Below are 22,536 nucleotides of genomic sequence, written 5' to 3'. Positions count from 1 at the left end.
GGGCGGTCCATCCGCCCCTGGTTGACGGCAGGGTACCCTAGTTCCGGTCCAACCGGAAGGCGAAATGGCGCGACGATAGCCGCATTGGACAGGTTGTAGGCCAGGGCATGAAGCTGGAGCCGGAGCCGGACGGCGTTGGCCTTCATGGTCCGGCACGACAGCCGGGTCCACTTCACCGCATTCTCGCCCTCCTTGATGTACTGCTCCGCCGTACCACGCTGGTTGTGGAAGGCGGCCACGCGGCCAGGGTCGCCGCCCTCATTCAGCCCAAAATTGCCGCACCTGGGCGATCAGACGTTCAAGGGCGCTTTCCTGAGGAGCGGGCTCGGCTGCGGTGGAAACCGCAAGGTCCGGGGCCGGGGCCGAGGCCGGCGCGTCCGCCAACGGCACCTGGTTCTCGCCGCGCTCCCACGCGACCAGACGCTCGGCGATGACCGCCGACAGGGACGGCAGATCGTGGCTGGCCACCGCGTCGGGCATCAGATCGTGGCCGATGCTGGCCTGCATCTTGGCATAGGCCTGTTCCACCTGAGCATAGGTCTGGAAGCGCCGCAATTGCGAGGCGATGGCCGAGGCGCGGCCCGCCACCCGTTCCAGCATGCCTTGGGCGTCGTTGGCGGCCCTGGCCTCGGACAGCTCGAACAGGCGGGCATCCACCTTCCACAGCTGGTCGGACTGGTCGAACTGGCTGGCCGCGTTGTGGAACTGGCGCTCCGAGACGTGCACCTGGGCCAGCACCGCCATGCGTTGGGCCAGCCGGCGGGCCTTGGTCACCTCCTCGTTGGTCTCGGCATAGGCGATGGCGTCGGGGCCCGAGACCAGGTTCATCAGGTTCCACGACAGCTTGGCGCCGGCCTCGTACCAGTGATTGTTCATCAGGAACGAGTTGTGGTCGTAATTGCGGCTGCCCGAGAAGGTGATGCCGGGGAACAGCCGGGCGATGGCCTTGCGGGTGTCGTTGACCGCCACCCGGGCCAGGTAGCCCTGCTCGCGCAGATCGGCGTTGCCGGCGAAGGCCAGTTCCTCCATGCGCTCGACGCCGAGATCCCAGGCCGGCACCTTCAGCTCTTTCGGCACCTCCAGCCCCAGCTTGGTCCCCGGCGGCGCGTTGATCAGCGCCGCCAGCTCGATCTCGGCGGTGGACAGCTCCTGCTGGATGGCGGTCAGCTGGCGCAGGGTCTCCAGCAGGCTCTTCTGATAGCGCAGTGCCTCGGCCGGCGCCTTAAGGTTCTCCCTTTCCACCGTCTTGGCGCGGTCCAGCGCCACCTTGGCCTCGGCCACCGCTCGATCGACTTCCTCGCGCAATTCCTGATGCGCGGCCGTGCGCCAGAAGGCGAAACGCACTTCCTGCACCAGATTGTGCACCGCCTTTCGCTTCCTTTCGGCGGCGATCAGGGCGCGGTCGGCGTTCTGCTTGGCGGTGAAATAGGACAGGCCGAAATCCAGCACGTTCCACGACAGCCCGAGATCGGCGGTGTAATTGTCGCGGTCGGTGGAATAGGTGGGGTTCGAGGTGCTGGTGGTCTGGGTATAAAGATCGCGCGAGCGGGTGGCGTTGGGCTCGGAGCGCGAGGTGAAATTACCGTTGGCTACCAGCTTGGGCAGCATGTCCCAGCGGTCGATGTCGGTCTGGCCCAGGGCGAGGGCTTCTTCCATCACCTTGGCGCGGCGATCCAGATTGTGCTTCAAGGCCCGCGCAATAGCCTCGGACACCGTCAATGGGCCGGAAAGCGGCTCGCCTGACTTGAACATGTCGGTGCGATCATCCTTCGAGCTTTGGGCAAGCTGCTCGGGGGTGAAAGGCTCGGGCGTCATGGCGCAGGCGGAAAGCAGCGCAACCAAAGACACGGATGCCAGCAGGCGCCGGGCACCAAAAGCAGAAATAACCATAACCATCCCCCTTGGACTTACGCGGCCTTACCGCCACGCTTAACGGCTTCAAACAACGCGATCTGACGAGCGACACCGCCCTTAAAACTCAATGCATGCAATTGCTCTGTCAGGCTGGGACGGCCAATCGGCTTGGCGTTTGCCTGTTTGACTCCGTCCATGGGGCCGGAATCGCCGGTCTGGCCGGGGACACCCTGTGGCTGGCCCTGGCCCTGGCCTTCGCCGCCTTGCGGCTGTCCTTGGCCTTCACCTTGTCCCTGGCCTTGCCCTTCACCACCGCGCTGGCCGGGAGCGATGTTGCCCTGGCCGGCGGTACCGACCACGATCTTGAAGGTCTGCACCGCCTCGCGGCCATCCTGGTCGCGGGCGACGACGCGCACCACCACCTCACCCTTGAAGCCGGGCGGCGGCGTCCCCTCGAAGGTGCCGGTCTGCGGGTTGAAAGCCATCCAGGCGGGCAGCGCCGCGCCCGTGTCGCGGGTGGCGGTCAGGGTCACCGTGGCGTCGGCCTTGGTGTGGGCGAAGGCTTCCGAAGGCACCGTCACGGCGATGCGGGTGCCTTCGGCGATTACGGCGTCACGCACTGGCGTGTTGATGACAAGGGCGTCGGGGGCCCCGGCAGGCTTGCTTGCCACCACCACCTGGAAGGCGTTGCCGGCTGGCCGCGTCAGCCCTTCCGCCACGCGCGGTGGCGGCGCCGGCGGGGCCTCGATCGGCGGCGGCGGTGGTGGTGGCGGCGGCGGTGGCGGCGGTGGTGGCGGAGGTGGCGGCGGAGCCGGCACCTGGTCGGTGAGGGTAAGGTTCAGGGGCATGCCAGCACTTGGCCGCCCTATATCCAGGAAAGCTTGGCCGCCGAAGAGGCGACCTTTCGCCGCCCGCCACCCTCTGCCGCCGCCATCACCCGCATGGACGAAGCCCTGCCGTGGCTACAGCAGCTTGATCAGGTCGACGCCAAGATCGTCTGGCAGCGGGCCGAGGGGAAGCCGTGGAAGGTGGTCTGCTGGAATGTCGGCCTGTCCCGCGCCGCCGCCCACCGGCACTGGATGTTCGCCCTGTGCCTGATCGCCTGGAAGCTCAACGGCAAGCGCATCCCCAAGAACATCTCCCTGCGGCAAGTGCTTGATGTTCGTAAGATGCAGTAAAGCGAAAAACGAGACACTTTCCTACGCGACCGGAGAGGGCGAATTGAGGTAATAGTTGGACATGCTCAAGAGGGGCGGCGAACACGATCACATGATGATCCGCCGCCCCGGTCGGGCGAAAGATTAGAACGAACCAGGGCGGGGTAGCGCGTATATCGCGGGTCCTCCCTGGCACATTTGCTATGCGGGGGGCAACAGCGCCGAACTTCGCTAGCGACAGCCGAAAAATCAAGGCTACCACCCCGTACCAGTTACCACCCCGAAAGGCGCGTTTGTCCAAGGACAGCGCGCCTTTCGAGCTTTCCGGCTGGGTGGTAGCCCCCCGGTAGCCGGGCTTGTGGCTACCACCCCTGTACCACCCGTACCACGGCGACAATCATGCAGCTTGCTCACACCGAGCCGGTATCCCCGGCGCTCGGCTCGATGCCGCACGCCCAGGGCTTGGTTTACGGCTCGGTGTGCAGCGGAATCGAGGCGGCGACGGCGGCGTGGGAGCCGTTGGGCTGGCGGGCGGCATTTTTCGCCGAGATCGAACCGTTCCCGTCCGCCATACTGGCCCAACGCTATCCGGCTATTCCCAACCTGGGCGACATGACCGCCATCGACGGTTCGGCATGGCGGGGGAAGATCGACGTGCTGGTGGGCGGGACGCCCTGCCAAGCCTTCTCGGTGGCGGGTCTGCGCAAGTCGCTGAACGATTCCCGCGGCAATCTTGCCCTCAAATTCGTGGAACTCGCCGATGCCATCGATCCAGCTTGGGTTGTTTGGGAAAACGTCCCAGGAGTCCTCTCCACCCGCGACAACGCCTTCGGATGCCTTCTGGGCGGACTGGCCGGAGAAGATGGTCCGGTTGTCCCGCCAGGGGGCAAATGGTCGGACGCTGGTATTGTGTTTGGACCCACGCGTACAGTCGCGTGGCGGGTGCTCGACGCCCAATATTTCGGCCTGGCCCAACGCCGCCGCCGTGTGTTCGTTATCGCAGGTGCTCGAGAGCGGGCCGATCCCGTCCAAGTACTTTTTGAGCGCGAAGGCGTGCGCCGGGATCATCCGCCGCGCCGAGAAGCGGAACAAGCAGTTGCCCCCACGCTTGATGCTCGCGCTGGCCGCAGCGGCGAAACGTCATTCGCCACCAGCGGCGGATTGATCGCCGAGGCGTTCGGCGGCAACAATACCTCCGGCCCCATCGACATCGCCACGGCGCTCAACGCCTGTGCCTCGGCCAGCGGGCGGATGGATTTCGAGACCGAGACTTTCGTCGCCACCACATTGCGGGCTCGCGACCTGTCCCGTGGCGTCGATAGCGACTGCACCGACACCCTGATCGCCCACACCCTGCGGGCCAAGGCGAACCTCGCTCACCGGCCCGACATCGACACCCTGGTCACCCATTCCCTGCGCGGCGAGGGCTTCGATGCTTCGGAAGATGGGACCGGGCGCGGCACGCCCTTGGTGCCGGTTGCGTTTCCCATTCTGGAAGCAGGTGCCCGCACGGGCATCAGCACCACGGATCCCCGTGCCGGAATCGGCATCGGTGGTGACGGCGATCCCATGTTCACGTTGCAGGCGGGCAAGCAGCACGCCGTGGCGTTCAACATGCACAAGAGCGGTAATACCCAATCGTCGCTCGGCATTGCCGTGGATCATACCGACTGCCTGCGGGCCTTTGAGAAATCGCCCTTTGCCGTCCATTCCCCCGGCATGGCGGTGCGCCGCCTGACGCCTCGGGAATGCGAGCGGCTCCAAGGTTTCCCTGACGATTACACCATGATCCCCTGGCGGCGGAAGGTGGCTGGAGACTGCCCCGACGGCCCGCGCTATCGGGCACTGGGCAATTCCATGGCCGTGCCGGTGATGACTTGGCTGGGCCGCCGCATCCAGAACGCTGGAAAACGACAATGAACCATCCGTTTCCCGACACGGTCGAGCCTTGGCCCATCGACCGGCTGATCCCCTATGGCCGCAATGCGCGGACCCATTCGGACGTCCAGGTGGCCCAGATCGCTGCCAGCATTGTCGAGTTCGGCTGGACCAATCCGGTGCTGGCCGACAGCCAGGGCAACGTCATCGCCGGGCATGGCCGACTGGCCGCCGCCAAATCCCTGGGGCTGGACACGGTGCCGGTGGTGATTCTCGATCATCTGACCGAAGCCCAACGCCGCGCCTACATCCTGGCCGACAACAAGCTGGCCCTGAATGCCGGGTGGGACGATGAAACCCTGTCGGCGGAACTGCACGCACTCAATGCCGAGGGTTATGACCTGGATCTGATCGGTTTCTCGGAAGAGGAACTGGACGCCCTGATGGCGCCCCTCGACGACGAAGGCGATGGGGATGGCGAGGCCGGTGAAGATGAAATCCCCGAGCCGCCCGCCGATCCGGTGACGCGGCCCGGCGATTTGTGGATATTGGGTCGCCACCGCCTGCTGTGCGGCGACAGCACCAGCGCCACCGACGTGGAGCGCCTGTTGGCCGGGGCAGTGCCGCATCTGATGACCACAGATCCACCTTACGGGGTGGAATACGATCCCACTTGGCGGAACGAGGCAGGGGTGTCGTCCACCACCCGCACCGGTAAGGTGGCCAACGATGACCGTGCCGACTGGAGCGAAGCCTGGGCGCTGTTCCCTGGCGAGGTCGCCTATGTCTGGCACGCGGCGATCTACGCCAAAGTGGTCGCCGACAGCCTGGAAGCCAACGACTTCAAAATCCGCGCCCAGATCATCTGGTCGAAGAACCGCTTCGTCCTGGGCCGTGGTGATTACCACTGGCAGCACGAGCCCTGCTGGTATGCCGTACGCAAGAACGGCACCGGCCATTGGCAGGGCGCTCGGGATCAGGCCACCGTTTGGGCCATCGGCAACAACGGCGACGAGGACGAAGCAACGGTTCACGGCACCCAGAAGCCGGTGGAATGCATGCGCCGCCCGATCCTCAACAACAGCGCCGAGGGCGACGGGGTGTACGAGCCGTTCGCGGGCAGCGGCACCACGGTGATCGCTGCCGAGACCACAGGGCGCATCTGCTTTGCCATGGAATTGAACCCGGCCTATGCCGACGTGATCGTCGGGCGCTGGCAGAAGCTGACCGGGCAGAAGGCCGTGCTGGACGGGGATGGCCGGAGTTTCGAGGAAGTCGCCGCCGGGAAGGCGATCAACGCCGGGTGATCCGGCGCAGCGAGGTCTGGTACTTGCAGTCGGTGGGCTTCCAGTTCACCGGCTTGCACCCCAAGCGCAGGTCGCGCTCCCAAAATTCCAGGATCTGCGGGTTGGAATAGCCCTTGCCCCGGAAGTACTCGAAGTCGGTCTGCGACCACTGTGGATGGGCCTTCAGCGCTGCGGTGGGGCGGACGGTCAGGGCCATGTTACTTGGCCTCCCGCCCGGCGGCATAGGCGGCTTCCAGGGCCTTCTTAATTTGCCAAACCGCCAGTTCGTGGAAGTCCTGGCGGTCGCTGTTGCGGGTGTCCAAGGTTTCCAGATCCAGGATGGTGGCGGCGATGTTCGCCAGGGCTTCGTCGCGGGTTTTCATCGTTCGGCTCCTTCGTTGTGGTGGAGCCAGTTACGCTCTGTCCCGCAGGCTTATCAAGTCGATTAATCAATCAGTTTCAATGGATTAGATGAATGCGCCAAAGCCCTCGCATGTCGCTGATAGAGGCTGTCGCCAATGTGGTCATTGGCTATGCCTTGGCGGTGACGACGCAGGTGGTGGTGTTCCCGCTGTTCGGCATCCGCATCACCATTTCCGACGATCTGGCCATTGGTGCGGTCTTCGCCGCTGTGTCCCTGTTGCGGGGCTTCGTCCTACGGCGGGTGTTCGAGCGGATCCGGTAGGAGCTTGGATTCGGGCGCTGACGACCCTACTGTGCAGATCCGCGCTTCGGAAAGGTTCTGTTAATCAATGCCGATTGATCCCGCCATCATCTCGCGCACAGCAACCGAGCTGCTCCAGCGGCACGGCGGTCGCGCCACAACATTGGCGAAGGAAAAGGTGGAAAGCGCGTCGAAAGCCGGGGATTACCCGGCTCTCGACCTTGCTCTCCTGGTGTTGACCGAGGTCGAGCGCCATCAGGGCAGTTCGTCCACGCCGGTGACATAGGAATCGCCCTTGTTCCAGGAGCCTTCATGGAGTTCCCACTCGATGAAGGCGCTGCCGTGCAGCTTCGCGAAGGCCGCCGTCTCGGCCTGATCCGGTGTTTCGGCTTCGACTTGAATGACGGTGCTTTCGGTGACGTCGCGGGTGATGATCACGCTATAATGGGGCATGGTCGCTCTCCTCAGTCTTGGATGCGATACACGCGACCGCGCCCATCGACCTTCTCGCTGGCGACCGTCAGGCCCAGCTTCTTTTTCAAAGCCCCGGCGATGGCCCCGCGAATCGTGTGTGCCAGCCAGCCGGTGGCCTCCATGATCTCGGCGATGCAGGCCCCCTCGGGGCGCTTCAGCATGGCGATCAGCGCTTCCTGCTTGGTTCCCTGGCGCATCTTGCGGACGGGTTCGCCCTCCGTGTCGGTGTCGGCCTCCGTCGCCAGGGGTTCCTGCTGGTCGGCCATGTCCGTCGCCGGTTCCTCTTCCGGGGCCGTTTCCGCGCCCGTGGCGCCAGACGGGGGCACCGGGTTCGGCAGGAATTTCCTCGGCCAGTTCCTTCTTGATCAAGCTGGTCAGCACCATGTTGACCGCACCGCCCTTCAGACTGGCGGTGATCGGCAGCAGGCAACCGCCCTCACGGGCGCAGGCGGCGGACAGGATGATGGCCTGGGTGTCGGAAAGCTGGATCATGGGGTGGTCCTCCAAGAACGGCGCGGGCCAATCCCGCCGCCTGTACCACCCCAAGCCCCGCCAGCCTGACGCCGGTCGGGGTGGAGGGAATAACCGCCGATCAATCGGCGTCGGCCATGATCTCGAAGTGGGCGACGAAGCCGGTCAGGTAGGGCAGCCCGCTGGGGATGCCGGTGTCGCGGGAAGTGCGGCGGGTGATCTTCCAGCCCATCCAGCGGCTCACCGCCGCCTCGGTGGCCACCTCCAGCGTTTGGCCGGCAAAAAGCCCGTTGGCGACGTCGTCGGCGAAATGACGCCCGGAGGTGCTGTCCAGAAAATCCCTGACCGCATGGGAGGGGCAGCCTGTGGCGGTCTGGATCGCGGTCATCGCCATGTTCCAGGCTTCGGCCTGATCGGCATGGTCGCGGATGGTTCCGAAGAAGCCCCATTCGCTGTTGTTGGTCGGCACGCTCATCATTCGGTCCCCCGCTGTTCGTGGGACCATCCATCGCTCTGTCGGGCGATGACATCAACTCGATAAGTCGATCGTTTCATTGCTTTCTCGGAGTTCCCGTCATGGGGCTGTCGATACGCGCCTATGCGCGGCATCGCGGGGTCAGTCACGTCTCGGTGCTGCGGGCCGCCAAGGCCGGACGCATCCCCCAGGAACCGGACGGCAGCATCGACCCGGCCAAGGCCGACGCTGCCTGGGACGCCCAGACCGATCCTGCCCGCAAGGCTCCGGCACCCGCACCGGAGAAGGCAGCACCGATTCCGCCGATCCAAGCGGCTCTTTCATCGCCACCCCAGCGCGAGGCATTGCCCGCAACGGGCGCCAACTTCAACCAGGCCCGCACCGCCCACGAAGTCGCCAAGGCGCAGAAGGCTCGCATCCAGGTCCAGCGTCTGAAGGACGAAGTGATCGACCGCGCCAATGCCCTAGCCCTGGTGTTCAAGCTGGCCCGCCAGGAGCGGGATGCCTGGGTGACCTGGCCCGCCCGTGTCGCCGGTCAGATGGCGGCGGAAGCCGGGATCGAGCCGCACACCATGCAGGTGTTGCTGGAAAACCATGTCAGGGCGCATCTGAATGAACTTGCCGATCTCAAGCCGGAGTTCCGCTGAGTTCGATGGCGCGGAGCAGATCCTGGCAGCATGGTGTGACGGGATGCGCCCCGACCCGCTGCTGACCGTGTCCCAATGGGCCGATCAGCACCGCATGCTGTCCAGCCGCGCCTCGGCAGAACCGGGCCGCTATCGCACGGCCCGCACCCCCTATATGGGCGACATCATGGACGCGCTGTCGCCCACCAGTCCGGTGCAGCGGGTGGTGTTCATGAAAGCCGCCCAGGTGGGCGCGACCGAGGCCGGGTGTTGTTTCATCGGCTTCGTCATCCACCATGCGCCGGGGCCGATGCTGTGCGTCCAGCCGACGGTGGAGATGGCCAAACGTGCGTCCCGCCAGCGCATCGATCCGCTGATTGACGAAAGCCCGGCCATCCGCGAACGGGTCAAACCGGCCCGCTCGCGCGACGCCGGCAACACCATGCTGTCGAAGGACTTTCCCGGCGGCACGCTGGTGCTAACCGGGGCCAATAGCGCTGTGGGCCTGCGCTCCATGCCCGCCCGCTATCTGTTTCTCGACGAAGTGGACGCCTATCCGGCCTCCGCTGACGAGGAAGGCGACCCGGTGGCACTGGCCGAGGCAAGGTCGCTGACCTTCGCCCATCGCCGTAAGGTGTTCCTGGCCTCGACGCCCACGATCCGCGGCATGTCGCGCATCGAGCGGGAATTCGAGGCCAGCGACCAGCGCCGCTTCTTCGTGCCGTGCCCCCATTGCGGGGCCATGCAGTGGCTGAAATTCGACCGGCTGCGCTGGGACAAGGGGCAGTACGGCACCGTCCGTTACGTCTGCGAGGTTTGCGACCAGGACATCGGCGAACATCATAAGGCGGCAATGCTGGCAGCGGGGCAATGGCGGGCCACCGCCACCACCACCGACCCGACGTTGGTGGGCTTCCACATCTCGGCGCTCTATTCGCCGCCGGGCTGGCAGTCCTGGCGCGAGATCGCCCGATTGTGGGAGGCCGCCCAGGGCAATGACGACGCTTTGCGGGTGTTCCGCAACACCGTGCTGGGCGAAACCTGGGTGGAAACCGGCGACGCCCCCGATTGGCAGCGCCTGTACGATCGCCGGGAAACCTGGGCCAACGGCACAGTGCCTGCGGGTGGGCTGTTCCTGACCGCCGGGGCCGACGTCCAGAAGGACCGCATCGAGATCGATGTCTGGGCCTGGGGCCGAGGGCTGGAAAGCTGGCTGGTCGACCACATGGTTATCGATGGCGGCCCCGAAAAGGCCGAGACCTGGGCGGCCTTGGAGGATGTTCTCGGTCGCACTTGGCCGCATGCCAGCGGCGTCGGCCTCAAGATCGCCCGTCTGGCGGTGGATACCGGCTACGAGACCTCGGCGGTCTACACCTGGGGCCGCAAGATGGGCGTCGGCCAGGTCTCGCCGGTCAAGGGCGTGGAAGGGTTCAACCGCGCCAGCCCGGTGTCCGGCCCTACCCTGGTCGACGCCACCGAAGGCGGCAAGAAGATCCGCCGGGGGGCCAAGCTGTGGACCGTGGCGGTGTCCACCTTCAAGTCGGAAACCTACAGGTTCCTGCGGCTCGACCGCCCCACCGATGAGGAACTGGCCGAGGGCCTCCGTTTCCCGGCCGGAACGGTGCATCTGCCATCGTGGGCCGACTCGGAATGGTGCAAGCAGTTCGTCGCAGAGCAGTTGGTAACGGTGAAGAACCGCCGCGGCTTCTCGAAACTGGAATGGCAGAAGCTGCGCGAGCGCAACGAGGCGCTGGATTGCCGGGTCTATGCCCGCGCCGCCTCCTGGATCGTCGGTGCCGACCGCTGGCCTGAGAGCAAATGGCGCGATCTGGAAGCGCAACTGGCCATATCCGACCTGGCTCAAACCGAAGAACCCCAGGCGGGCCAGATCCGCCGCACCCCAACCCGCCGTGCTCGGCGGGTTTTTCATTCCAGCTACATGGGCTGATCCCGATGACCTTGGACGAGATGAAGGCCGAGCGCGAGCGCGTGATGGCGCGGCGAAACTCGCTGGTCGCCCGTGTCACCGTGGGTGACCGCACCGTCCAATACGATCTGGCCCAGGCCAACCATGTGCTGGCCGATCTCGACCGCCGCATCGCTGTGCTGGAAGGCCGAAAGCCCCGCCGCCACATCCTGACGGTGGCCGCGACCAAGGGGCTGTGACCATGTTGTCGGCTCTGCGCCGCAAGGTGGGCGCCTTCATCGGTGGGTTCGAGGCAGGCCTGGGAAACCGCCGCCTGAAGGGGTTTCAGCCCAGCCGCGCCCACGTCAACACCCTGATCGCCGCCGCCGGGCCGGACATCACAGCCCGTGCGCGCCATCTGGTCCGCAACAACGGCTATGCCGCCAACGCTATCGAAAGCTGGGCCGGTAACGTGGTCGGTGCCGGCATCAAGCCGTCCTCGCTGATCGCCGATCCCGCCCTGAAGGCGGCGGTGCAGAAGCTGTGGCTGGCCTGGACCGACGAGGCCGATGCCGAGGGCCTGACCGACTTCTACGGCCTGCAACGCCGGGCGGCACGAGAGGTCTTCATCGCTGGCGAGGTGTTCTTCCGCTTCCGCCCACGGCGTCCCGAGGATGGCCTGTCGGTACCGCTGCAATTGCAGATGCTGCCGTCGGAAATGCTGCCGCTGACCAGGAACGAGACTCTGACCAACGGTAACGTCGTCCGCCAGGGCATCGAATTCGACCGCATCGGCCGCCGTGTCGCCTATCACTTCCTGCGCCGCCATCCCGGCGACCTCACCGATCCCGGTCTGGCGGGTGAAACAGTGCGGGTTCCAGCTAGCGAGATCATCCACGTCATGGACCCGGTGGATGCGGGCCAACTGCGCGGCGTATCACGCTTCGCCCCGGCCATCGTGAAGCTGTTCCTGCTCGACCAGTACGACGACGCTGAGTTGGACCGCAAGAAAGTGGCGGCCATGTACGCGCTGTTCGTCACCACCCCCAGCCCTGGCGAAACCTTCGACATCGCCGAGGATGGCGGTTCTGGGGACCGCACCATGGATGTGCAGCCCGGCCAAGTGGTGATGCTGGAACCGGGCGAGGAGATCCAGACATCGGCCCCGGCCGATGTGGGCGGCTCCTATGAGGCTTTCCAGTACCGAACCTTGCTGCAGATCGCCGCCGCCTTGGGGGTGCCCTACGCCTACCTGTCCAACGACATGCTGAAGGCCAATTACTCAAACTCCCGGCTGGCGCTGCTGGAGTTCCGCCGCCGTATCGACGCCTGGCAGCACGCAATCATGGTCTACCAGCTTTGCCGCGCCGTCTGGCAGCGCTGGATGGATACCGCCGTGATGGCAGGCACCCTGGTCCTCAAGGGCTATGAGCCCAACCGGGCCGGTTTCATCGCCTGTTCCTGGCTGCCGCCCAAATGGGACTGGGTCGATCCGCTGAAGGATGCCCGCGCCGAGATCGAGCAGATGGAGGCGGGCCTGAAAAGCCGAACCCAGGCCCTGGCCGAGCGGGGTTTTGACGCCGAACAGGTGGATGCCGAAATCGCCGCCGACCGGGAGCGGGAACAGCGGCTGGGGCTGTTGTTCGGCTCCGCCCCGCTACCGCCGGGAGACGTTCCTATTCAAACGGATCAATAAGCGCGACGCCAGTAGGTTCGAAATGCCGGATGTTGCGGGTGACCACGGTCAGCCCATGTTCCAGGGCGGTGGCGGCGATCAGCAGATCGGCCCCATCGTTGCCGATACGGGCGCTCAAACTGCCCCACCGGCGGGCGATCTGGGTATCCACCGGCAGGATGCGGTCACCGTAAATCTGGATGGTGCGATCGAGCCATGATTCTAGGGCTTCGGCGAAGGCAGGATCCTTGACCCTCTGGCGGACAATGCCCCGCTCGATCTCGCCGATGGTCACCGAACTCAGGAAGATGTCATCCGCCGCCTTGTCGGTCAGCCAGCGAACGACGTTGGGGCTCCGGTCCCGCTTGCGCAGTTCGGACAGGACCACGGTGTCGAGCAGAAACATCAGAACTCGACCTCACGCAACGTGACCGGCTGGCGTTCAAATTCGACTTCACCTTGCGGCATGGCCAGAAGGTGCTCGACGAACGACGGTGTGCCGACGTCGTGTCGCTGATGCAGTCGCTCGTATTCCTGAACCGACAAAACGACGACGGCTGGTTTGCCTCGCTTGGTGACGGTTTGCGGACGCCCATGCAGGGCCGCGTCGACCACGGCGCTGAAGCTGTTCTTGGCATCTTGAAGGGACCAACGCGGTTCCGGCATCACTGTCATCCTGGCCAGATAAACTAGCTAGATAGTGGGGCTGCGGCCCTGTCATGTCAAGGTAACGCCTACATCATGCACGATCTGCCTCATCTCGCGGCCCGTCTCTACGGGGCGCCGCTACTGCTCGCCCGCAGCAAACTGGACGTGATCCTGGGTGCCCTGGCCCCTCGTATGGACGGGCGTATGGCGCTGCCCCTGGTCGGCGACGACGATGGTCCGCTGGATGGCTCGACTATCCAGGTGACGCCCGACGGTATCGCCATCGTGCCGGTGATCGGCACCCTGGTGGCCCGGTCGGGCTATCTGGGCGCTGCCAGCGGCCTGACGGCCTATCCCGACATCGCCGATGCCATCGAGGCGGCGGCCACCGACCCCAGCATCCGCGCCATCCTGCTGGACGTGGATTCCTCCGGCGGCGAGGTCGGCGGCCTGTTCGATCTGGTCGACCACATCCAGGCCATCCGCAGCCAGTGTGGCAAGCCCATCTGGGCGGTGGCCGATGAGGCGGCGCTGTCGGCGGCCTATGCCATCGCCTGCACCGCCGACCGTCTGTACGTCACCCAGACCGGCGAGGTCGGGTCCATCGGTGTGGTGGCGGTCCACCGTGACGAATCCGGGGCCGACGCCCAGGCCGGTCTGGCCTGGAGCTTCGTCCATGCCGGTGCAGCCAAGGTCGATGGCAACCCGCATCAGCCGCTGTCCGACGGCGCCCGTGCCTGCCTCCAGGCTGACGTGGACGCGCTTTATGGCCGCTTCGTCGATCTGGTCGCCATATGCCGCAAGAAGCCGCCTGAGGCTATCCGCGCCACCGAGGCTGCTGTCTATCGCGGTGACCAGGCTGTGGCCGCCGGGCTGGCCGACAAGGTCGGCACGTTGCGGGTCGCTCTGGCCGATCTCGGCGCCGTGCTGGCGCGTTCGTCCATTTCTTCGCCCGTTCTGCCCAAACCCAAGGAGACCACCATGTCCGAGCAAACGGGGGAGATCCCCGTGATCGCTGCTGTGCCGCAGCAGCTTCCTATTCAGGGCAATGCCGATCTGGAGCAGCGCCTGCGGGCCGAATATTCCGAGATCAGTGCGATTGCCGCCCAGGCCGCCCGCTTAGGGGTGGCCATCGATCCGGCCGAGGCCATGGCCAAGGGCATCCGTCCCGAAGCCCTGCGCCGCACGGTGCTGGATCAGCTGGCCGAGCGTTCCGACGCGGCTGATGTGGTGGCCGCTGCTCCCGCGGGCGCTGCTCCCAAGACCGAAACCGAAAGCCCCATCGTCCGGCGTGCCCGCGAAGCCGCCAGCCGCAAGTAAGGAACTGCTCCCATGCCTGTGCTGAATGCTCCGCCCACCTTGGGCGATCTTCTGAAGTTCGAACTGAACGCCAGTTACACCCGCGAGACCGTCACCTTGAAGGCGGGCACGTCCTATCCCCTGGGTTCGGTGCTGGGCCGCATCACCGCCGTCGGTGAATACCGCCTGTCGCCCGCCGCCGAGGTGGTCGGGGACGAAGGCGCCGAGGTGGCCGTCGCCGTCTTGCTGGACGCGGTAGATGCCACCGATGCCGCCGTCACCTGCCTGATCGCCGCCCGTGGCCCGGTCATCTTGGCGGATTCAGCCCTGGTGTTCGACGCCTCGGTCGATCAGCCGACCGAACGCATCGCCAAGATCACCCAGCTTGCCGCCATGGGCCTCGTTGCCCGCACCACCGTCTGATTTCGAGGGCCCCATGAACGCGATCATTAATCCCTTCGATGCGGGCGGCTATTCGCTCGCCGAGATGACCCAGGCCATCAACCTGCTGCCCAACCTCTACACCCGGCTCGGCCAGATGGGGCTGTTCCGCTTCGAGGGTGTCACCCAGCGCTCGGTGATCATCGAGCAGGCCGAAGGCGTTCTCAATCTGCTACCGACCGTGCCGCTGGGCGGTCCCGCCACCGTCGCCAACCGCGACGCCCGGAGCATGCGCTCCTTCACGGTGCCGTGGATTCCCCATGACGATTCCATCACGCCGCAGGACGTCCAGGGCGTGCGCGGTTTCGGTGTCGCCGATGCCGCTGATCCCCTGGCCACCGTCATGGAGCGCAAGCTGACCCGCATGCGCTCGAAGCACGCCCAGACGCGGGAATTCATGGAGGTCAACGCTCTGAAGGGCGTGGTCCGCGACGGTGGTGGTTCCACCCTCTACGATTATTTCAGCGAATTCGGCCTGAGCCGCCAGCAGGTGGATTTCACCCTGGGCACCGCCACCACCAATGTCCAGGCCAAGATCCGTGACGTGCTGCGCAAGGTGGAGACGGAACTGAAGGGCGAGACCATGACCAGCGTGCTGGCCCTGGTCAGCCCGGAATTCTTCGACAAGTTGATCGGCCACGCCAAGGTCGAGCAGGCCTACCAGTACTATTCCTCGACCGGTGCCCAGCCGCTCAGGGAAGACGTGCGCCGTCGCTTCCCCTTCGCCGGCATGGTGTTCGAGGAATACAGCGCTACCGTCACCCTTTCCACCGGCCAGACCGAAACCCTGATCCCGGCGGGCGAAGGCATCGCCTTCCCGCTCGGCACCATGGACACCTTCGTCACCTATGGCGCCCCGGCCAATCTGATCGAGACCGTCAACACCCTGGGCGTGCCCATGTACGCCCGGCAACTGGCCCGCCAGGACGGCAGCGCCATCGACGTCAAGACCGAGGCCTCCATCCTGCCGGTCAACAAGCGCCCGCGATTGGCGGTGCGGTTGTTCTCGGGGAATTGATGCCTGCGTTTGCCGACGCCTTCGACGACCTGTTCGCCGATCCGAACATGGGCGTCACCGTCAGCTACCAAGGCCGTCCTGTGCGTGCCCTGGTACGGCGGCCCGACCGCGACATCGAGTTCTCCGACATCACCGTCCACACGGGGACGGCGGTGTTTGAGATTCGGCGGCGGGAGATTCCGGCTCCTCAGGCGGGGGATGTGATCATCCATGACGGCGACAGCTTCGTCGTCCAGGGCGAACCCCGCCTGGATGCCGAACGGCTGATCTGGACCTTGGACACGAGACCGGCATGAAACTGGCGGCTGCCATCACGGGCGATCTGCGCAAGATCATGGCCGAGGAGGTCAAGGCCGCCGAAGACGCCGTCACCGCCGGTACGCGGCAGGCCGCCGACGGGCTGAAGGCGGATCTCCGCCGCCAGATCACCGAAGCGGGCATGGGCCAGCGTCTCGCCAATACCTGGCGGGCCGAGCTTTATCCCAAGGGGCGCAAAAGCATCAAGGCCGCGGGCTTCGTCTTTACCAAGGCCCCCACCATCATCCGCGCCTTCGACCAGGGCGCGGTGATCAAGTCCAAGCACGGCTTCTGGTTGGCCATCCCCACACCCGCCGCCGGAACCGGTGCCCGAGGCAAGCGCATGACGCCCGGCCTGTGGGAGCAGATGCATGGTGCCCGGCTGCGCTTCATCTACCGCCGTGGCGCGCCCTCGCTGCTGGTGGCCGAGAACATGCGGGCCCGCACCGGCAAGCGGGGAGGCTTCGCCAAGGGCAGCGCCTCGGCGCTCCGCTCCGGGCGCGGGATGACCAGTGTGGTGATGTTCATCCTGGTGCCGCAAGTGAGCTTGAAGAAGCGCCTCGACGTGGACAGCGCCGCCGAGCGGTGGGCTTCGGCGCTGCCGGGGCTGATCGTTGAGAATTGGAGGAAATAGGCCAGGTCAGCCGAACAGATCGGAATGGGTGCCGGTGGCCGCCAGCACCAACTCATCCTCGGTTTCGTACCAGATCAATAGCCAGTCCGGCTCGATATGGCATTCCCAGCAGGGACTCCAATTGCCCGACAGACGGTGGGGACGGTGCCGGATGGCCAGCGGCTCGCTGTTCACCAGGCACTCCACCACCTGCCAGAGCTTGTCGAGAGTCTTGCCTCGTTTGGTCGCCGTCTTGAGATCGCGATCGAATTGCTTCGTGGTGCGGAGCGTCCGGCTCAACGATGGGCGGCCTTCAGCGCATCAAGGCTCGACCATTCGGTCAGGTTCTCACCTTCCATGGCATCGCGGAGAGCCGCCTGCGTGGCTTCGTTGGGAATGCGGACGGGGAACGGCAGTCCGTGGTGCAGGGTCACCTGACGATAGAACAGGGTGATCGCCTCGGTCGGGGTCAGGCCAAGCGCACCGAAAACGGCCTCGGCCTGGGCTTTGAGGTCGGGTTCGACGCGGGCGCGGATCGATTCGGTCTTCGACATGGGGGTCTCCTTGGCTGTCCCATTATGTGCCTCATTTGGGGAACATTTCAATGCCCAGCATCCGGGAGCAAATTCTGTCGGCCCTGCTGGCTCGGTTGGAGACAGTCCCTGGTGCCACAGCCAAGCGGGAAGCCCCATTGCCGGAAACGGTGCCCGCGGGTGGCCTGATCATCCTGCGCGACGGCGATCCCGGCGACCCCGAGGTGGTGCTGTCGCCGGTCACCTACCTGTGGGAACACCAGACCGAAATCGAAATCATCCTCCAGCGCGGTCAGGACAACGACAGTGCCGTATTGGACGCTCTGTTGATGGCGGTGGGGAACGCCTTGTCCACCGACCGTTCCCTCGGCGGCTTGGCCGAAGGACTGTACTGGGGCGCTCCCAAGACTTCCGGCCTCGCCATCGACGGAGCTGCCGCCCTGCGCGGCGCCATGGTGCCGGTCACCATCCACTACAGCAGTCCCGACCCGCTGGGCTGATCCACAAGGAGTTCACCGATGGGCAAGACGCGCGCTTACGGCGCCGATTGCGTGCTGCTGGCCGCCTTCGAGGCGAGCTATGGCGTGCTTCCGGCCGATGGCTACACCCGGCTGTCGTTCAAGGAATCCAGCCTGGGGGCCGAGCGCCCTCTGGGCTACGACCCGCTGCTGGGCCAGGGCCGCGATGCCCAGGATCCCTATTACGAAGCGGTCAAGGACGAAGGCGATGTCGGCGTTCCCCTCGATACTCGCGCGCTGGGTTTCTGGCTGAAGGGGTTGTTCGGCGCTCCCACCACCAGCGGCGATGCCGACACTGGCTTCACCCATGTGTTCACCTCGGGCGGCACGCTGCCCAGCCTCGCCATCGAGATCGGCCACGCCCAACTGGCGGTACCGAAGTTCTTCCGCCACGGCGGCGCCAAGCTGGATAAGCTGTCCTTCGACATGGCCCGCTCCGGCGCTGCCAATGCCAGCATCGGTGTGATCGCCCGGGGCGAGACCGAAGCCGCCACCACCATCGACGCCAGCCCGGCCAGCTTTGCCCTGAAGCGGTTCAGCCAGGGCAGCGGCACCATCCGGGTCGGCGGCGGTCAACTGGCCAACGTGGTCGGCGGCAAGCTGTCGTTTTCCAACAATCTGGAGCGGGTCGAGACCATCCGCGCCGACGGCCTGATCGACGGCGTCGATGAGACCGAGGCCACCGCCGAAGGCTCGGTGGACATCCGCTTCGGCACCGACACCACCCTGACCGCCGCCATCGCAACGGAAAGCCCGGTGGAGATGGAATACGGCTTCACCATCCCGGGTTCGGACTTTGCCTTGACCTTCCATCTGCCCCGCGTCTTCCTGCCCAAGAAGAAGCAGGAGATCAAAGGCCCCGGCGGTATCCAGGTCAGCTACGACTGGCGGGCCGCCCGCGATCCGGTGGCCGGGTATCTGCTGCGCGTCACCCTGGTCAACGACGTGGCGGGGTATTGATCATGATCCGCCTGACTATCCCCAAGGAACCCTATTGGATCGATCTGCCCCATGGGGTGCGGGTGTTCGTCCGTCCGCTGACCACGGCGGTGTACGAAGCCGCCAGGGCGCGGGGTTGGCGCATGGCCCGTGCCATCGCCGCCGAGCATGACGATCTGAAGGCGGCCGGGGCCGACATCACCGGCCTGCCGGATCTCTCCGACGAAGACGCCCTGGCCGGGCTGTCGCAGATGCTGTTCGCCCAGGGGCTGGCCCGTTCCGCCATCACCAAGTGGGAGGGCGTGCTGGACGAGGCCGATCAACCGGCGGAGGTCACCGACACCGCCATCGCCGAGCTGATGCAGCTTCCCCGCATGGCCGAATCCTTCGTCGTCCAATACACCGAAACCCATGAAGCGGTGATCGCCGAGGGAAACGTCTCCAGGCCCGCGCCGAATGGCACTTCGGCGGCGGGCCGGAATACTGCCGAGGCTGCGGCGGAAACTGCGACTGCCCCTACGACCGCAACGCCCCCCTGACCGAAGCAGGCTGGCAGGCTTGGGAATTGCTGACCGGCAATTTCGGCACCATCCGCCTCGGCCCCCGTGGCGGCATCACCGGCCTCGACCTTCCGGCCCTGCTGATCCAGGCCCAGGCGCTGGGTTACGACCAACCCTTGCTGGCGCGGCTGCTGCCCTTTGCCGAGCGGGGAATGGTGGCCGGTTCCGCTAAGGTTCAAACCGAGACCTGACCGATGGCCACCAAATCCGTCTCCATCCGCCTGTCCTTGCAGGACGGCGAAACCGTCCGCCGTGCCCTGCTGAAACTGGGCGAAGATGGCCAGAAGGCGTTGGCGCGGATCGAAGGGGCGGCGCAACCGGCTTCCCGGTCGCTGCTGGCCATCAACGCCGCCAGCCAGGACATCCAGGGCGGCATGGCGGCTTTCGCCTCGCGCCTCGGTCCCATCGGCTCGGTGATGATGGCGCTGGGACCGGCGGGGCTGGCGGCGGGCGCGGCCATCGGCCTGTTCGGCAAGGCCATGGTCGAGTCCACCATCAAGGTGGAAAGCCTGGAGGCCCGACTGAAGGGGCTGGTGGGGGCTGCTGCCCTGACCGAAACCACCTCGTATCTCTATGCCCAGGCGCAGAAGACCGGCACAGCCCTGGAAACGGTGATCGGCGCCTATTCCCAGCTGGCGGCGCTGCAGAAGGCTGGGATCATCACCACCGGCGAAAGCCGGGCGCTGCTGGAGGGCTTCCAGTCCACCGCCATCGCACTGGGCGCCTCTTCCGAGCAACTGGAGCAGTCGCTGTTCGGACTGGCCCAGGGGTTATCCTCGGGAACGCTACGCGCCGAGGAACTGAACCAGATCGTCGAGCCCATGCCGGGGCTGTTGCAGGCCCTGGACCGGGCCGCCGGTTTGCCCTCGGGCGGGTTCCGGCAGATGGTGACCCAGGGCAAGGTGACGGCAGACTTCTTCCGCGACACCCTGATCACGGCGTTGAAAGGCTTTGACGCCGCCGCTCTGGAAAGCGCCGACACCGCCGAGCGATCCTTCACCCGCATGGCCAACGCTTGGCAGGGCTTCACCAACGCGCCCTGGCTGCGCGGCATCCTGTCGGGTGGCGCCAATGCCGGTGCGGCGGCGCTGGAAAGTCTGACGCCCGGCACGTCGTCGCTTCAGTCCCGACTTGCCGCCCTGGACAAGCGCATCGCCGAACTGGGCGGCGCGCAGGCGCTGGACAAGCCGCTGCCCGCCGGCACCCATTCCGTGGTGGTGATGGCGGTCAGGGAAGAGAACGAAGAACTGCGCCGTCTGCTGGCCGAGCGCCAGGTCATTTCCGACGATCTCGATGAGATCACCCGCAAGCGGGCGGGCATGGAAGCCCAGGCCAAGATGCAGCGCGACCAGATCCGCGCCGAACAGCGCGAACCTACCTATGTGGAGAAGCTGGCCGACCTGAAGTTCGAGGTGGAATGGCAGGAGAAGCTCAACGCGGCCCGCGCCGCCGGCAATGCCGAGTTCAGCCGCACCAAGGCCCAGTACGACGCGGCCAAGGGTTTTCGCCAGCTTGAGAAGGAACTGTTCCAGCAAGGTGGCGTCTATCGCACCCCGGCCAAGGAACAGGAAATCCGCGGGCTTCTGGCCCGCGAGGCCACCGCCAAGGGAGTGGGCGAGATGTCCGCCCAGGCACAGGCCGAGGTTCTGGGCCTCGACATCCAGGCCCTTGGCCAGGAGCGCCTCGCCCAAGCTGCCCGCGAAGGTGGCCGTGCCCAGATCGACGCCGCCCGTGCCGCCAAGGTGCTGGAATTCGCCTTCAAGAACGGCGGTGTCGCCGTCGCCGCCTATGACCAGGCGCTGCGCCGCATCGATGATGCCAAGCTGCAGGAGCAGAAGAACGGCCTGATCCGCTCGCTGGAGCAGGAATCCGCCGCCAACGACCGGCTGGCCGAGGCCGCCAAGGGCTCGGTGTCCGACATCATTCTGGCAGAACGGACCAACTGGCTGGCCGAGCAGGCGGCCAAGGGGCTGACCGACGCCAATGGCGAACTGGCTCAGTCCTATGCCCGGGTGCAGAAATCCCGCGCCAGCAGCGAAGCGGCCCGCGCCATCGCCGATCTGGAGCGCGAGATCGATACCCAGGTGCGTCTGGCCGAGGCGGTGCGCAGCAGTGATCGCAATCGCGTTCGCGACGTCACCATCGACAATGACGTGGCCAAATTCGCCCGCGGCCACAAGCTGGCCGAGGACGATCCCAAGGTGGATGAGTACCGCGCAGCGCGGTCCCGCCAATATGCCGAAGCGGTCAAGGACGAGGCCCGGCAGACTACCCTGGCCTATGACGCCACTCAGCGGTTTGCCGAAGAACTGGCCAAGCTGAACGAACAGCGGGCCAGCGGCGCCTTGTCGGAGGAAGCCTACGCCCGCCGCTACAAGGAACTGGAGCAGGACAAACTGGCCGCCAGCCGCGACTGGCAGGACGGTGCCATCCGGGCGGTGCGCGCCTATGCCGACGAAGCCACCAATGCGGCGGCTTCTGCCGAGCGGGCCATGTCCGGGGCGCTGCGGGCCAGCGAGGATGCTTTCGTCAAATGGGCCACCACCGGCAAGCTGGCCGGGAAGGATCTATTCAACAGTCTGGCCGAAGAGGCTCTGCGGGCGGCCTGGCGCATGGCGGTGGTGACGCCGTTCTTCGGCGGTGCCGAAGGCGGGCTGTTCGGCAGCTTGCTCACCGGCATCGGCAGCTATTTCTCCGGCGGCTCCGGAGGGGTGCAGGTCTATGACAATGCCTCCAATGTCGGGCCGCTGATGTCCGAGGCTCCGGTCGGCGGCTTTCATTCCGGCGGCATGGTCGGTGGACGACCCACCTTCAGCCGTCGGGTCGATCCCACCTTGTGGTCTGGGGCGCCGCGTTATCATGCTGGCGGCATCCTGCGGGGCGAGCGGCCCATCATCGCGCAGGACGGCGAAGGCATCTTCACGCCCCGGCAGATGAACAATGCCGACCGTCTTCTGGGCGCGGCCCTGTCCCGTCCCGAGGCCGCCAACGTGCAGATCACCGTCCACAACAATGCCGCCAATGCCGAAGCCAAGGCGCAATGGAGCCAAGGCGGAGATGGCCGCATCCAGATCGACATCTTCGTCGAGGAAATCGAGGGACGGATCAGCCGCCGCCTCTCCCGCGGCGAGGGCATGGCCCCGGTGCTGGAACACCGCTATGGCCTCAACCCGGCCGCCGGAAGCTATCGATGAACCAAGAGGC

Annotated in this window: 29 protein-coding genes and 1 pseudogene; 18 read left to right on the top strand and 12 right to left on the bottom strand. The window is 65.9% G+C overall.

The annotated features are described in order from the left end of the window. Window positions 1–86 precede the first annotated feature (86 nt). The 3 genes and pseudogenes from MGMSRV2_RS03470 to MGMSRV2_RS21350 form a co-directional block, all read right to left on the bottom strand. Window positions 87–242: pseudogene (locus MGMSRV2_RS03470) on the bottom strand (transposase); the annotation flags it as partial. Window positions 243–258: 16 nt separating this feature from the next. After that, window positions 259–1,890, bottom strand: coding sequence for a TolC family protein (locus MGMSRV2_RS03465; RefSeq protein ID WP_024078949.1), 1,632 nt, complete (start codon window positions 1,888–1,890; stop codon window positions 259–261). Between the two features lie 17 nt (window positions 1,891–1,907). Continuing rightward, window positions 1,908–2,702 (bottom strand): putative Ig domain-containing protein, encoded by a 795-nt coding sequence (locus tag MGMSRV2_RS21350; RefSeq protein WP_158497725.1) that lies wholly within the window; start codon window positions 2,700–2,702, stop codon window positions 1,908–1,910. 33 nt (window positions 2,703–2,735) lie between these two features. Here MGMSRV2_RS21350 and MGMSRV2_RS03455 point away from each other — a divergent pair, with 33 nt between their 5' ends. The 3 genes from MGMSRV2_RS03455 (at window position 2,736) to MGMSRV2_RS03445 (ending at window position 6,196) form a co-directional block, all read left to right on the top strand. Then, complete coding sequence (locus MGMSRV2_RS03455) at window positions 2,736–3,032, top strand: DUF6362 family protein (RefSeq protein WP_024078947.1); 297 nt, start codon at window positions 2,736–2,738, stop codon at window positions 3,030–3,032. Window positions 3,033–3,410: 378 nt separating this feature from the next. After that, the gene (locus MGMSRV2_RS03450; protein WP_024078945.1) at window positions 3,411–4,931 is read left to right on the top strand and encodes a DNA cytosine methyltransferase; all 1,521 of its coding nucleotides are present in this window, start codon (window positions 3,411–3,413) and stop codon (window positions 4,929–4,931) included. Further along, a complete protein-coding gene (locus MGMSRV2_RS03445; RefSeq protein WP_041633429.1) occupies window positions 4,928–6,196 on the top strand; it encodes a site-specific DNA-methyltransferase in 1,269 nt (422 codons plus the stop codon). Before MGMSRV2_RS03450 ends, MGMSRV2_RS03445 begins: the two co-directional genes overlap by 4 nt. Here MGMSRV2_RS03445 and MGMSRV2_RS03440 read toward each other — a convergent pair. Together MGMSRV2_RS03440 and MGMSRV2_RS21580 are read right to left on the bottom strand one after the other, a co-directional pair. After that, a complete protein-coding gene (locus MGMSRV2_RS03440) occupies window positions 6,183–6,392 on the bottom strand; it encodes a hypothetical protein (protein WP_024078943.1) in 210 nt (69 codons plus the stop codon). The genes MGMSRV2_RS03445 and MGMSRV2_RS03440 overlap by 14 nt on opposite strands. 1 nt (window position 6,393) lies before the next feature. Beyond that, window positions 6,394–6,558 (bottom strand): DUF6900 domain-containing protein, encoded by a 165-nt coding sequence (locus MGMSRV2_RS21580; RefSeq protein ID WP_024078942.1) that lies wholly within the window; start codon window positions 6,556–6,558, stop codon window positions 6,394–6,396. A 92-nt stretch (window positions 6,559–6,650) separates the two neighbouring features. Here MGMSRV2_RS21580 and MGMSRV2_RS03435 point away from each other — a divergent pair, with 92 nt between their 5' ends. Continuing rightward, on the top strand, window positions 6,651–6,860 hold the full coding sequence (locus MGMSRV2_RS03435) for a DUF7220 family protein (protein WP_024078941.1): 210 nt from the start codon (window positions 6,651–6,653) through the stop codon (window positions 6,858–6,860). A 234-nt stretch (window positions 6,861–7,094) separates the two neighbouring features. Here the strand turns inward: MGMSRV2_RS03435 and MGMSRV2_RS03430 are convergent, their stop codons facing one another. The 3 genes from MGMSRV2_RS03430 to MGMSRV2_RS03420 form a co-directional block, all read right to left on the bottom strand. Then, window positions 7,095–7,292, bottom strand: a complete 198-nt coding sequence (locus tag MGMSRV2_RS03430) for a hypothetical protein (protein WP_024078939.1) — start codon at window positions 7,290–7,292, stop codon at window positions 7,095–7,097. An 11-nt stretch (window positions 7,293–7,303) separates the two neighbouring features. After that, window positions 7,304–7,579 (bottom strand): DUF3489 domain-containing protein, encoded by a 276-nt coding sequence (locus tag MGMSRV2_RS21820; RefSeq protein WP_024078938.1) that lies wholly within the window; start codon window positions 7,577–7,579, stop codon window positions 7,304–7,306. 326 nt (window positions 7,580–7,905) lie between these two features. Continuing rightward, on the bottom strand, window positions 7,906–8,262 hold the full coding sequence (locus MGMSRV2_RS03420) for a hypothetical protein (protein WP_024078937.1): 357 nt from the start codon (window positions 8,260–8,262) through the stop codon (window positions 7,906–7,908). Window positions 8,263–8,360: 98 nt separating this feature from the next. Here MGMSRV2_RS03420 and MGMSRV2_RS03415 point away from each other — a divergent pair, with 98 nt between their 5' ends. The 4 genes from MGMSRV2_RS03415 to MGMSRV2_RS03400 are packed head-to-tail and all read left to right on the top strand — an operon-like array spanning window position 8,361 to window position 12,487. Then, complete coding sequence (locus MGMSRV2_RS03415) at window positions 8,361–8,906, top strand: hypothetical protein (protein ID WP_024078936.1); 546 nt, start codon at window positions 8,361–8,363, stop codon at window positions 8,904–8,906. Next, complete coding sequence (locus tag MGMSRV2_RS03410; RefSeq protein WP_024078935.1) at window positions 8,872–10,833, top strand: phage terminase large subunit family protein; 1,962 nt, start codon at window positions 8,872–8,874, stop codon at window positions 10,831–10,833. The genes MGMSRV2_RS03415 and MGMSRV2_RS03410 overlap by 35 nt, the downstream gene beginning before the upstream one ends. Window positions 10,834–10,838: 5 nt before the next feature. Beyond that, window positions 10,839–11,051: a phage head-tail joining protein gene (locus MGMSRV2_RS03405; protein ID WP_024078934.1), complete on the top strand. Its 213-nt coding sequence runs from the start codon at window positions 10,839–10,841 to the stop codon at window positions 11,049–11,051. Window positions 11,052–11,053: 2 nt separating this feature from the next. Further along, window positions 11,054–12,487 carry a phage portal protein gene (locus MGMSRV2_RS03400; RefSeq protein ID WP_024078933.1) on the top strand — a complete coding sequence of 478 codons (1,434 nt, stop codon included), beginning with the start codon at window positions 11,054–11,056 and terminating at the stop codon, window positions 12,485–12,487. Here the strand turns inward: MGMSRV2_RS03400 and MGMSRV2_RS03395 are convergent. Both MGMSRV2_RS03395 and MGMSRV2_RS03390 read right to left on the bottom strand, forming a co-directional pair. Continuing rightward, a complete protein-coding gene (locus tag MGMSRV2_RS03395) occupies window positions 12,468–12,872 on the bottom strand; it encodes a type II toxin-antitoxin system VapC family toxin (protein ID WP_024078932.1) in 405 nt (134 codons plus the stop codon). The two genes, MGMSRV2_RS03400 and MGMSRV2_RS03395, sit on opposite strands and share 20 nt — an antisense overlap. Next, window positions 12,872–13,132 carry a type II toxin-antitoxin system Phd/YefM family antitoxin gene (locus MGMSRV2_RS03390; protein ID WP_024078931.1) on the bottom strand — a complete coding sequence of 87 codons (261 nt, stop codon included), beginning with the start codon at window positions 13,130–13,132 and terminating at the stop codon, window positions 12,872–12,874. Before MGMSRV2_RS03390 ends, MGMSRV2_RS03395 begins: the two co-directional genes overlap by 1 nt. A 75-nt stretch (window positions 13,133–13,207) precedes the next feature. Between MGMSRV2_RS03390 and MGMSRV2_RS03385 the strand changes: the two genes are divergently transcribed. From MGMSRV2_RS03385 to MGMSRV2_RS03365, 5 genes are read left to right on the top strand one after another with little or no spacing between them, the layout of a single operon-like run. Further along, the gene (locus MGMSRV2_RS03385) at window positions 13,208–14,434 is read left to right on the top strand and encodes a S49 family peptidase (RefSeq protein ID WP_024078930.1); all 1,227 of its coding nucleotides are present in this window, start codon (window positions 13,208–13,210) and stop codon (window positions 14,432–14,434) included. A gap of 12 nt (window positions 14,435–14,446) precedes the next feature. Further along, window positions 14,447–14,836 carry a head decoration protein gene (locus MGMSRV2_RS03380; protein WP_024078929.1) on the top strand — a complete coding sequence of 130 codons (390 nt, stop codon included), beginning with the start codon at window positions 14,447–14,449 and terminating at the stop codon, window positions 14,834–14,836. Window positions 14,837–14,849: 13 nt separating this feature from the next. Then, window positions 14,850–15,872, top strand: coding sequence for a major capsid protein (locus MGMSRV2_RS03375; RefSeq protein WP_024078928.1), 1,023 nt, complete (start codon window positions 14,850–14,852; stop codon window positions 15,870–15,872). After that, window positions 15,872–16,168 (top strand): head-tail joining protein, encoded by a 297-nt coding sequence (locus MGMSRV2_RS03370; protein ID WP_024078927.1) that lies wholly within the window; start codon window positions 15,872–15,874, stop codon window positions 16,166–16,168. The genes MGMSRV2_RS03375 and MGMSRV2_RS03370 overlap by 1 nt, the downstream gene beginning before the upstream one ends. Continuing rightward, entirely contained in the window at window positions 16,165–16,803 is a 639-nt protein-coding gene (locus MGMSRV2_RS03365) for a DUF6441 family protein (RefSeq protein WP_024078926.1), read from the top strand. The genes MGMSRV2_RS03370 and MGMSRV2_RS03365 overlap by 4 nt, the downstream gene beginning before the upstream one ends. 6 nt (window positions 16,804–16,809) lie before the next feature. On the opposite strand, the gene MGMSRV2_RS03360 is transcribed toward MGMSRV2_RS03365, so the two are convergent. Together MGMSRV2_RS03360 and MGMSRV2_RS03355 are read right to left on the bottom strand one after the other, a co-directional pair. Beyond that, window positions 16,810–17,082, bottom strand: a complete 273-nt coding sequence (locus tag MGMSRV2_RS03360; RefSeq protein ID WP_024078925.1) for a type II toxin-antitoxin system YafQ family toxin — start codon at window positions 17,080–17,082, stop codon at window positions 16,810–16,812. Next, window positions 17,079–17,336, bottom strand: a complete 258-nt coding sequence (locus tag MGMSRV2_RS03355; protein ID WP_024078924.1) for a type II toxin-antitoxin system RelB/DinJ family antitoxin — start codon at window positions 17,334–17,336, stop codon at window positions 17,079–17,081. The genes MGMSRV2_RS03360 and MGMSRV2_RS03355 overlap by 4 nt, the downstream gene beginning before the upstream one ends. 50 nt (window positions 17,337–17,386) lie before the next feature. Between MGMSRV2_RS03355 and MGMSRV2_RS03350 the strand changes: the two genes are divergently transcribed. Genes MGMSRV2_RS03350 through MGMSRV2_RS03330 form a run of 5 tightly spaced genes read left to right on the top strand, consistent with a single transcriptional unit; the run spans window position 17,387 to window position 22,526 of the window. Beyond that, window positions 17,387–17,815: a hypothetical protein gene (locus MGMSRV2_RS03350; protein WP_024078923.1), complete on the top strand. Its 429-nt coding sequence runs from the start codon at window positions 17,387–17,389 to the stop codon at window positions 17,813–17,815. 18 nt (window positions 17,816–17,833) lie between these two features. After that, window positions 17,834–18,793 carry a phage tail tube protein gene (locus MGMSRV2_RS03345; RefSeq protein ID WP_024078922.1) on the top strand — a complete coding sequence of 320 codons (960 nt, stop codon included), beginning with the start codon at window positions 17,834–17,836 and terminating at the stop codon, window positions 18,791–18,793. 2 nt (window positions 18,794–18,795) lie between these two features. Continuing rightward, window positions 18,796–19,311, top strand: coding sequence for a hypothetical protein (locus tag MGMSRV2_RS03340; protein ID WP_024078921.1), 516 nt, complete (start codon window positions 18,796–18,798; stop codon window positions 19,309–19,311). Window positions 19,312–19,337: 26 nt separating this feature from the next. Next, window positions 19,338–19,523 (top strand): DUF7697 family protein, encoded by a 186-nt coding sequence (locus MGMSRV2_RS03335; protein ID WP_024078920.1) that lies wholly within the window; start codon window positions 19,338–19,340, stop codon window positions 19,521–19,523. Window positions 19,524–19,526: 3 nt separating this feature from the next. Next, window positions 19,527–22,526 (top strand): tape measure protein, encoded by a 3,000-nt coding sequence (locus tag MGMSRV2_RS03330; RefSeq protein WP_024078919.1) that lies wholly within the window; start codon window positions 19,527–19,529, stop codon window positions 22,524–22,526. Window positions 22,527–22,536: the final 10 nt, after the last annotated feature.

The organism is Magnetospirillum gryphiswaldense MSR-1 v2 (assembly GCF_000513295.1).
Lineage (GTDB): Bacteria > Pseudomonadota > Alphaproteobacteria > Rhodospirillales > Magnetospirillaceae > Magnetospirillum > Magnetospirillum gryphiswaldense.
Note: the sequence above shows the minus strand (reverse complement) of the source record. Positions and strands in the feature narration are given on the sequence as shown.

What these genes read in the sequence shown, in the direction of transcription:
- MGMSRV2_RS03465 (WP_024078949.1), bottom strand. Translation starts at nt 1,890, where the DNA reads ATGGTTATTTCTGCTTTTGGTGCCCGGCGCCTGCTGGCATCCGTGTCT.
- MGMSRV2_RS21350 (WP_158497725.1), bottom strand. Translation starts at nt 2,702, where the DNA reads ATGCCCCTGAACCTTACCCTCACCGACCAGGTGCCGGCTCCGCCGCCA.
- MGMSRV2_RS03450 (WP_024078945.1), top strand. Translation starts at nt 3,411, where the DNA reads ATGCAGCTTGCTCACACCGAGCCGGTATCCCCGGCGCTCGGCTCGATG.
- MGMSRV2_RS03445 (WP_041633429.1), top strand. Translation starts at nt 4,928, where the DNA reads ATGAACCATCCGTTTCCCGACACGGTCGAGCCTTGGCCCATCGACCGG.
- MGMSRV2_RS03440 (WP_024078943.1), bottom strand. Translation starts at nt 6,392, where the DNA reads ATGGCCCTGACCGTCCGCCCCACCGCAGCGCTGAAGGCCCATCCACAG.
- MGMSRV2_RS21580 (WP_024078942.1), bottom strand. Translation starts at nt 6,558, where the DNA reads ATGAAAACCCGCGACGAAGCCCTGGCGAACATCGCCGCCACCATCCTG.
- MGMSRV2_RS03435 (WP_024078941.1), top strand. Translation starts at nt 6,651, where the DNA reads ATGCGCCAAAGCCCTCGCATGTCGCTGATAGAGGCTGTCGCCAATGTG.
- MGMSRV2_RS03430 (WP_024078939.1), bottom strand. Translation starts at nt 7,292, where the DNA reads ATGCCCCATTATAGCGTGATCATCACCCGCGACGTCACCGAAAGCACC.
- MGMSRV2_RS21820 (WP_024078938.1), bottom strand. Translation starts at nt 7,579, where the DNA reads ATGGCCGACCAGCAGGAACCCCTGGCGACGGAGGCCGACACCGACACG.
- MGMSRV2_RS03420 (WP_024078937.1), bottom strand. Translation starts at nt 8,262, where the DNA reads ATGATGAGCGTGCCGACCAACAACAGCGAATGGGGCTTCTTCGGAACC.
- MGMSRV2_RS03415 (WP_024078936.1), top strand. Translation starts at nt 8,361, where the DNA reads ATGGGGCTGTCGATACGCGCCTATGCGCGGCATCGCGGGGTCAGTCAC.
- MGMSRV2_RS03410 (WP_024078935.1), top strand. Translation starts at nt 8,872, where the DNA reads ATGAACTTGCCGATCTCAAGCCGGAGTTCCGCTGAGTTCGATGGCGCG.
- MGMSRV2_RS03405 (WP_024078934.1), top strand. Translation starts at nt 10,839, where the DNA reads ATGACCTTGGACGAGATGAAGGCCGAGCGCGAGCGCGTGATGGCGCGG.
- MGMSRV2_RS03400 (WP_024078933.1), top strand. Translation starts at nt 11,054, where the DNA reads ATGTTGTCGGCTCTGCGCCGCAAGGTGGGCGCCTTCATCGGTGGGTTC.
- MGMSRV2_RS03395 (WP_024078932.1), bottom strand. Translation starts at nt 12,872, where the DNA reads ATGTTTCTGCTCGACACCGTGGTCCTGTCCGAACTGCGCAAGCGGGAC.
- MGMSRV2_RS03390 (WP_024078931.1), bottom strand. Translation starts at nt 13,132, where the DNA reads ATGCCGGAACCGCGTTGGTCCCTTCAAGATGCCAAGAACAGCTTCAGC.
- MGMSRV2_RS03385 (WP_024078930.1), top strand. Translation starts at nt 13,208, where the DNA reads ATGCACGATCTGCCTCATCTCGCGGCCCGTCTCTACGGGGCGCCGCTA.
- MGMSRV2_RS03380 (WP_024078929.1), top strand. Translation starts at nt 14,447, where the DNA reads ATGCCTGTGCTGAATGCTCCGCCCACCTTGGGCGATCTTCTGAAGTTC.
- MGMSRV2_RS03375 (WP_024078928.1), top strand. Translation starts at nt 14,850, where the DNA reads ATGAACGCGATCATTAATCCCTTCGATGCGGGCGGCTATTCGCTCGCC.
- MGMSRV2_RS03370 (WP_024078927.1), top strand. Translation starts at nt 15,872, where the DNA reads ATGCCTGCGTTTGCCGACGCCTTCGACGACCTGTTCGCCGATCCGAAC.
- MGMSRV2_RS03365 (WP_024078926.1), top strand. Translation starts at nt 16,165, where the DNA reads ATGAAACTGGCGGCTGCCATCACGGGCGATCTGCGCAAGATCATGGCC.
- MGMSRV2_RS03355 (WP_024078924.1), bottom strand. Translation starts at nt 17,336, where the DNA reads ATGTCGAAGACCGAATCGATCCGCGCCCGCGTCGAACCCGACCTCAAA.
- MGMSRV2_RS03350 (WP_024078923.1), top strand. Translation starts at nt 17,387, where the DNA reads ATGCCCAGCATCCGGGAGCAAATTCTGTCGGCCCTGCTGGCTCGGTTG.
- MGMSRV2_RS03345 (WP_024078922.1), top strand. Translation starts at nt 17,834, where the DNA reads ATGGGCAAGACGCGCGCTTACGGCGCCGATTGCGTGCTGCTGGCCGCC.
- MGMSRV2_RS03340 (WP_024078921.1), top strand. Translation starts at nt 18,796, where the DNA reads ATGATCCGCCTGACTATCCCCAAGGAACCCTATTGGATCGATCTGCCC.
- MGMSRV2_RS03330 (WP_024078919.1), top strand. Translation starts at nt 19,527, where the DNA reads ATGGCCACCAAATCCGTCTCCATCCGCCTGTCCTTGCAGGACGGCGAA.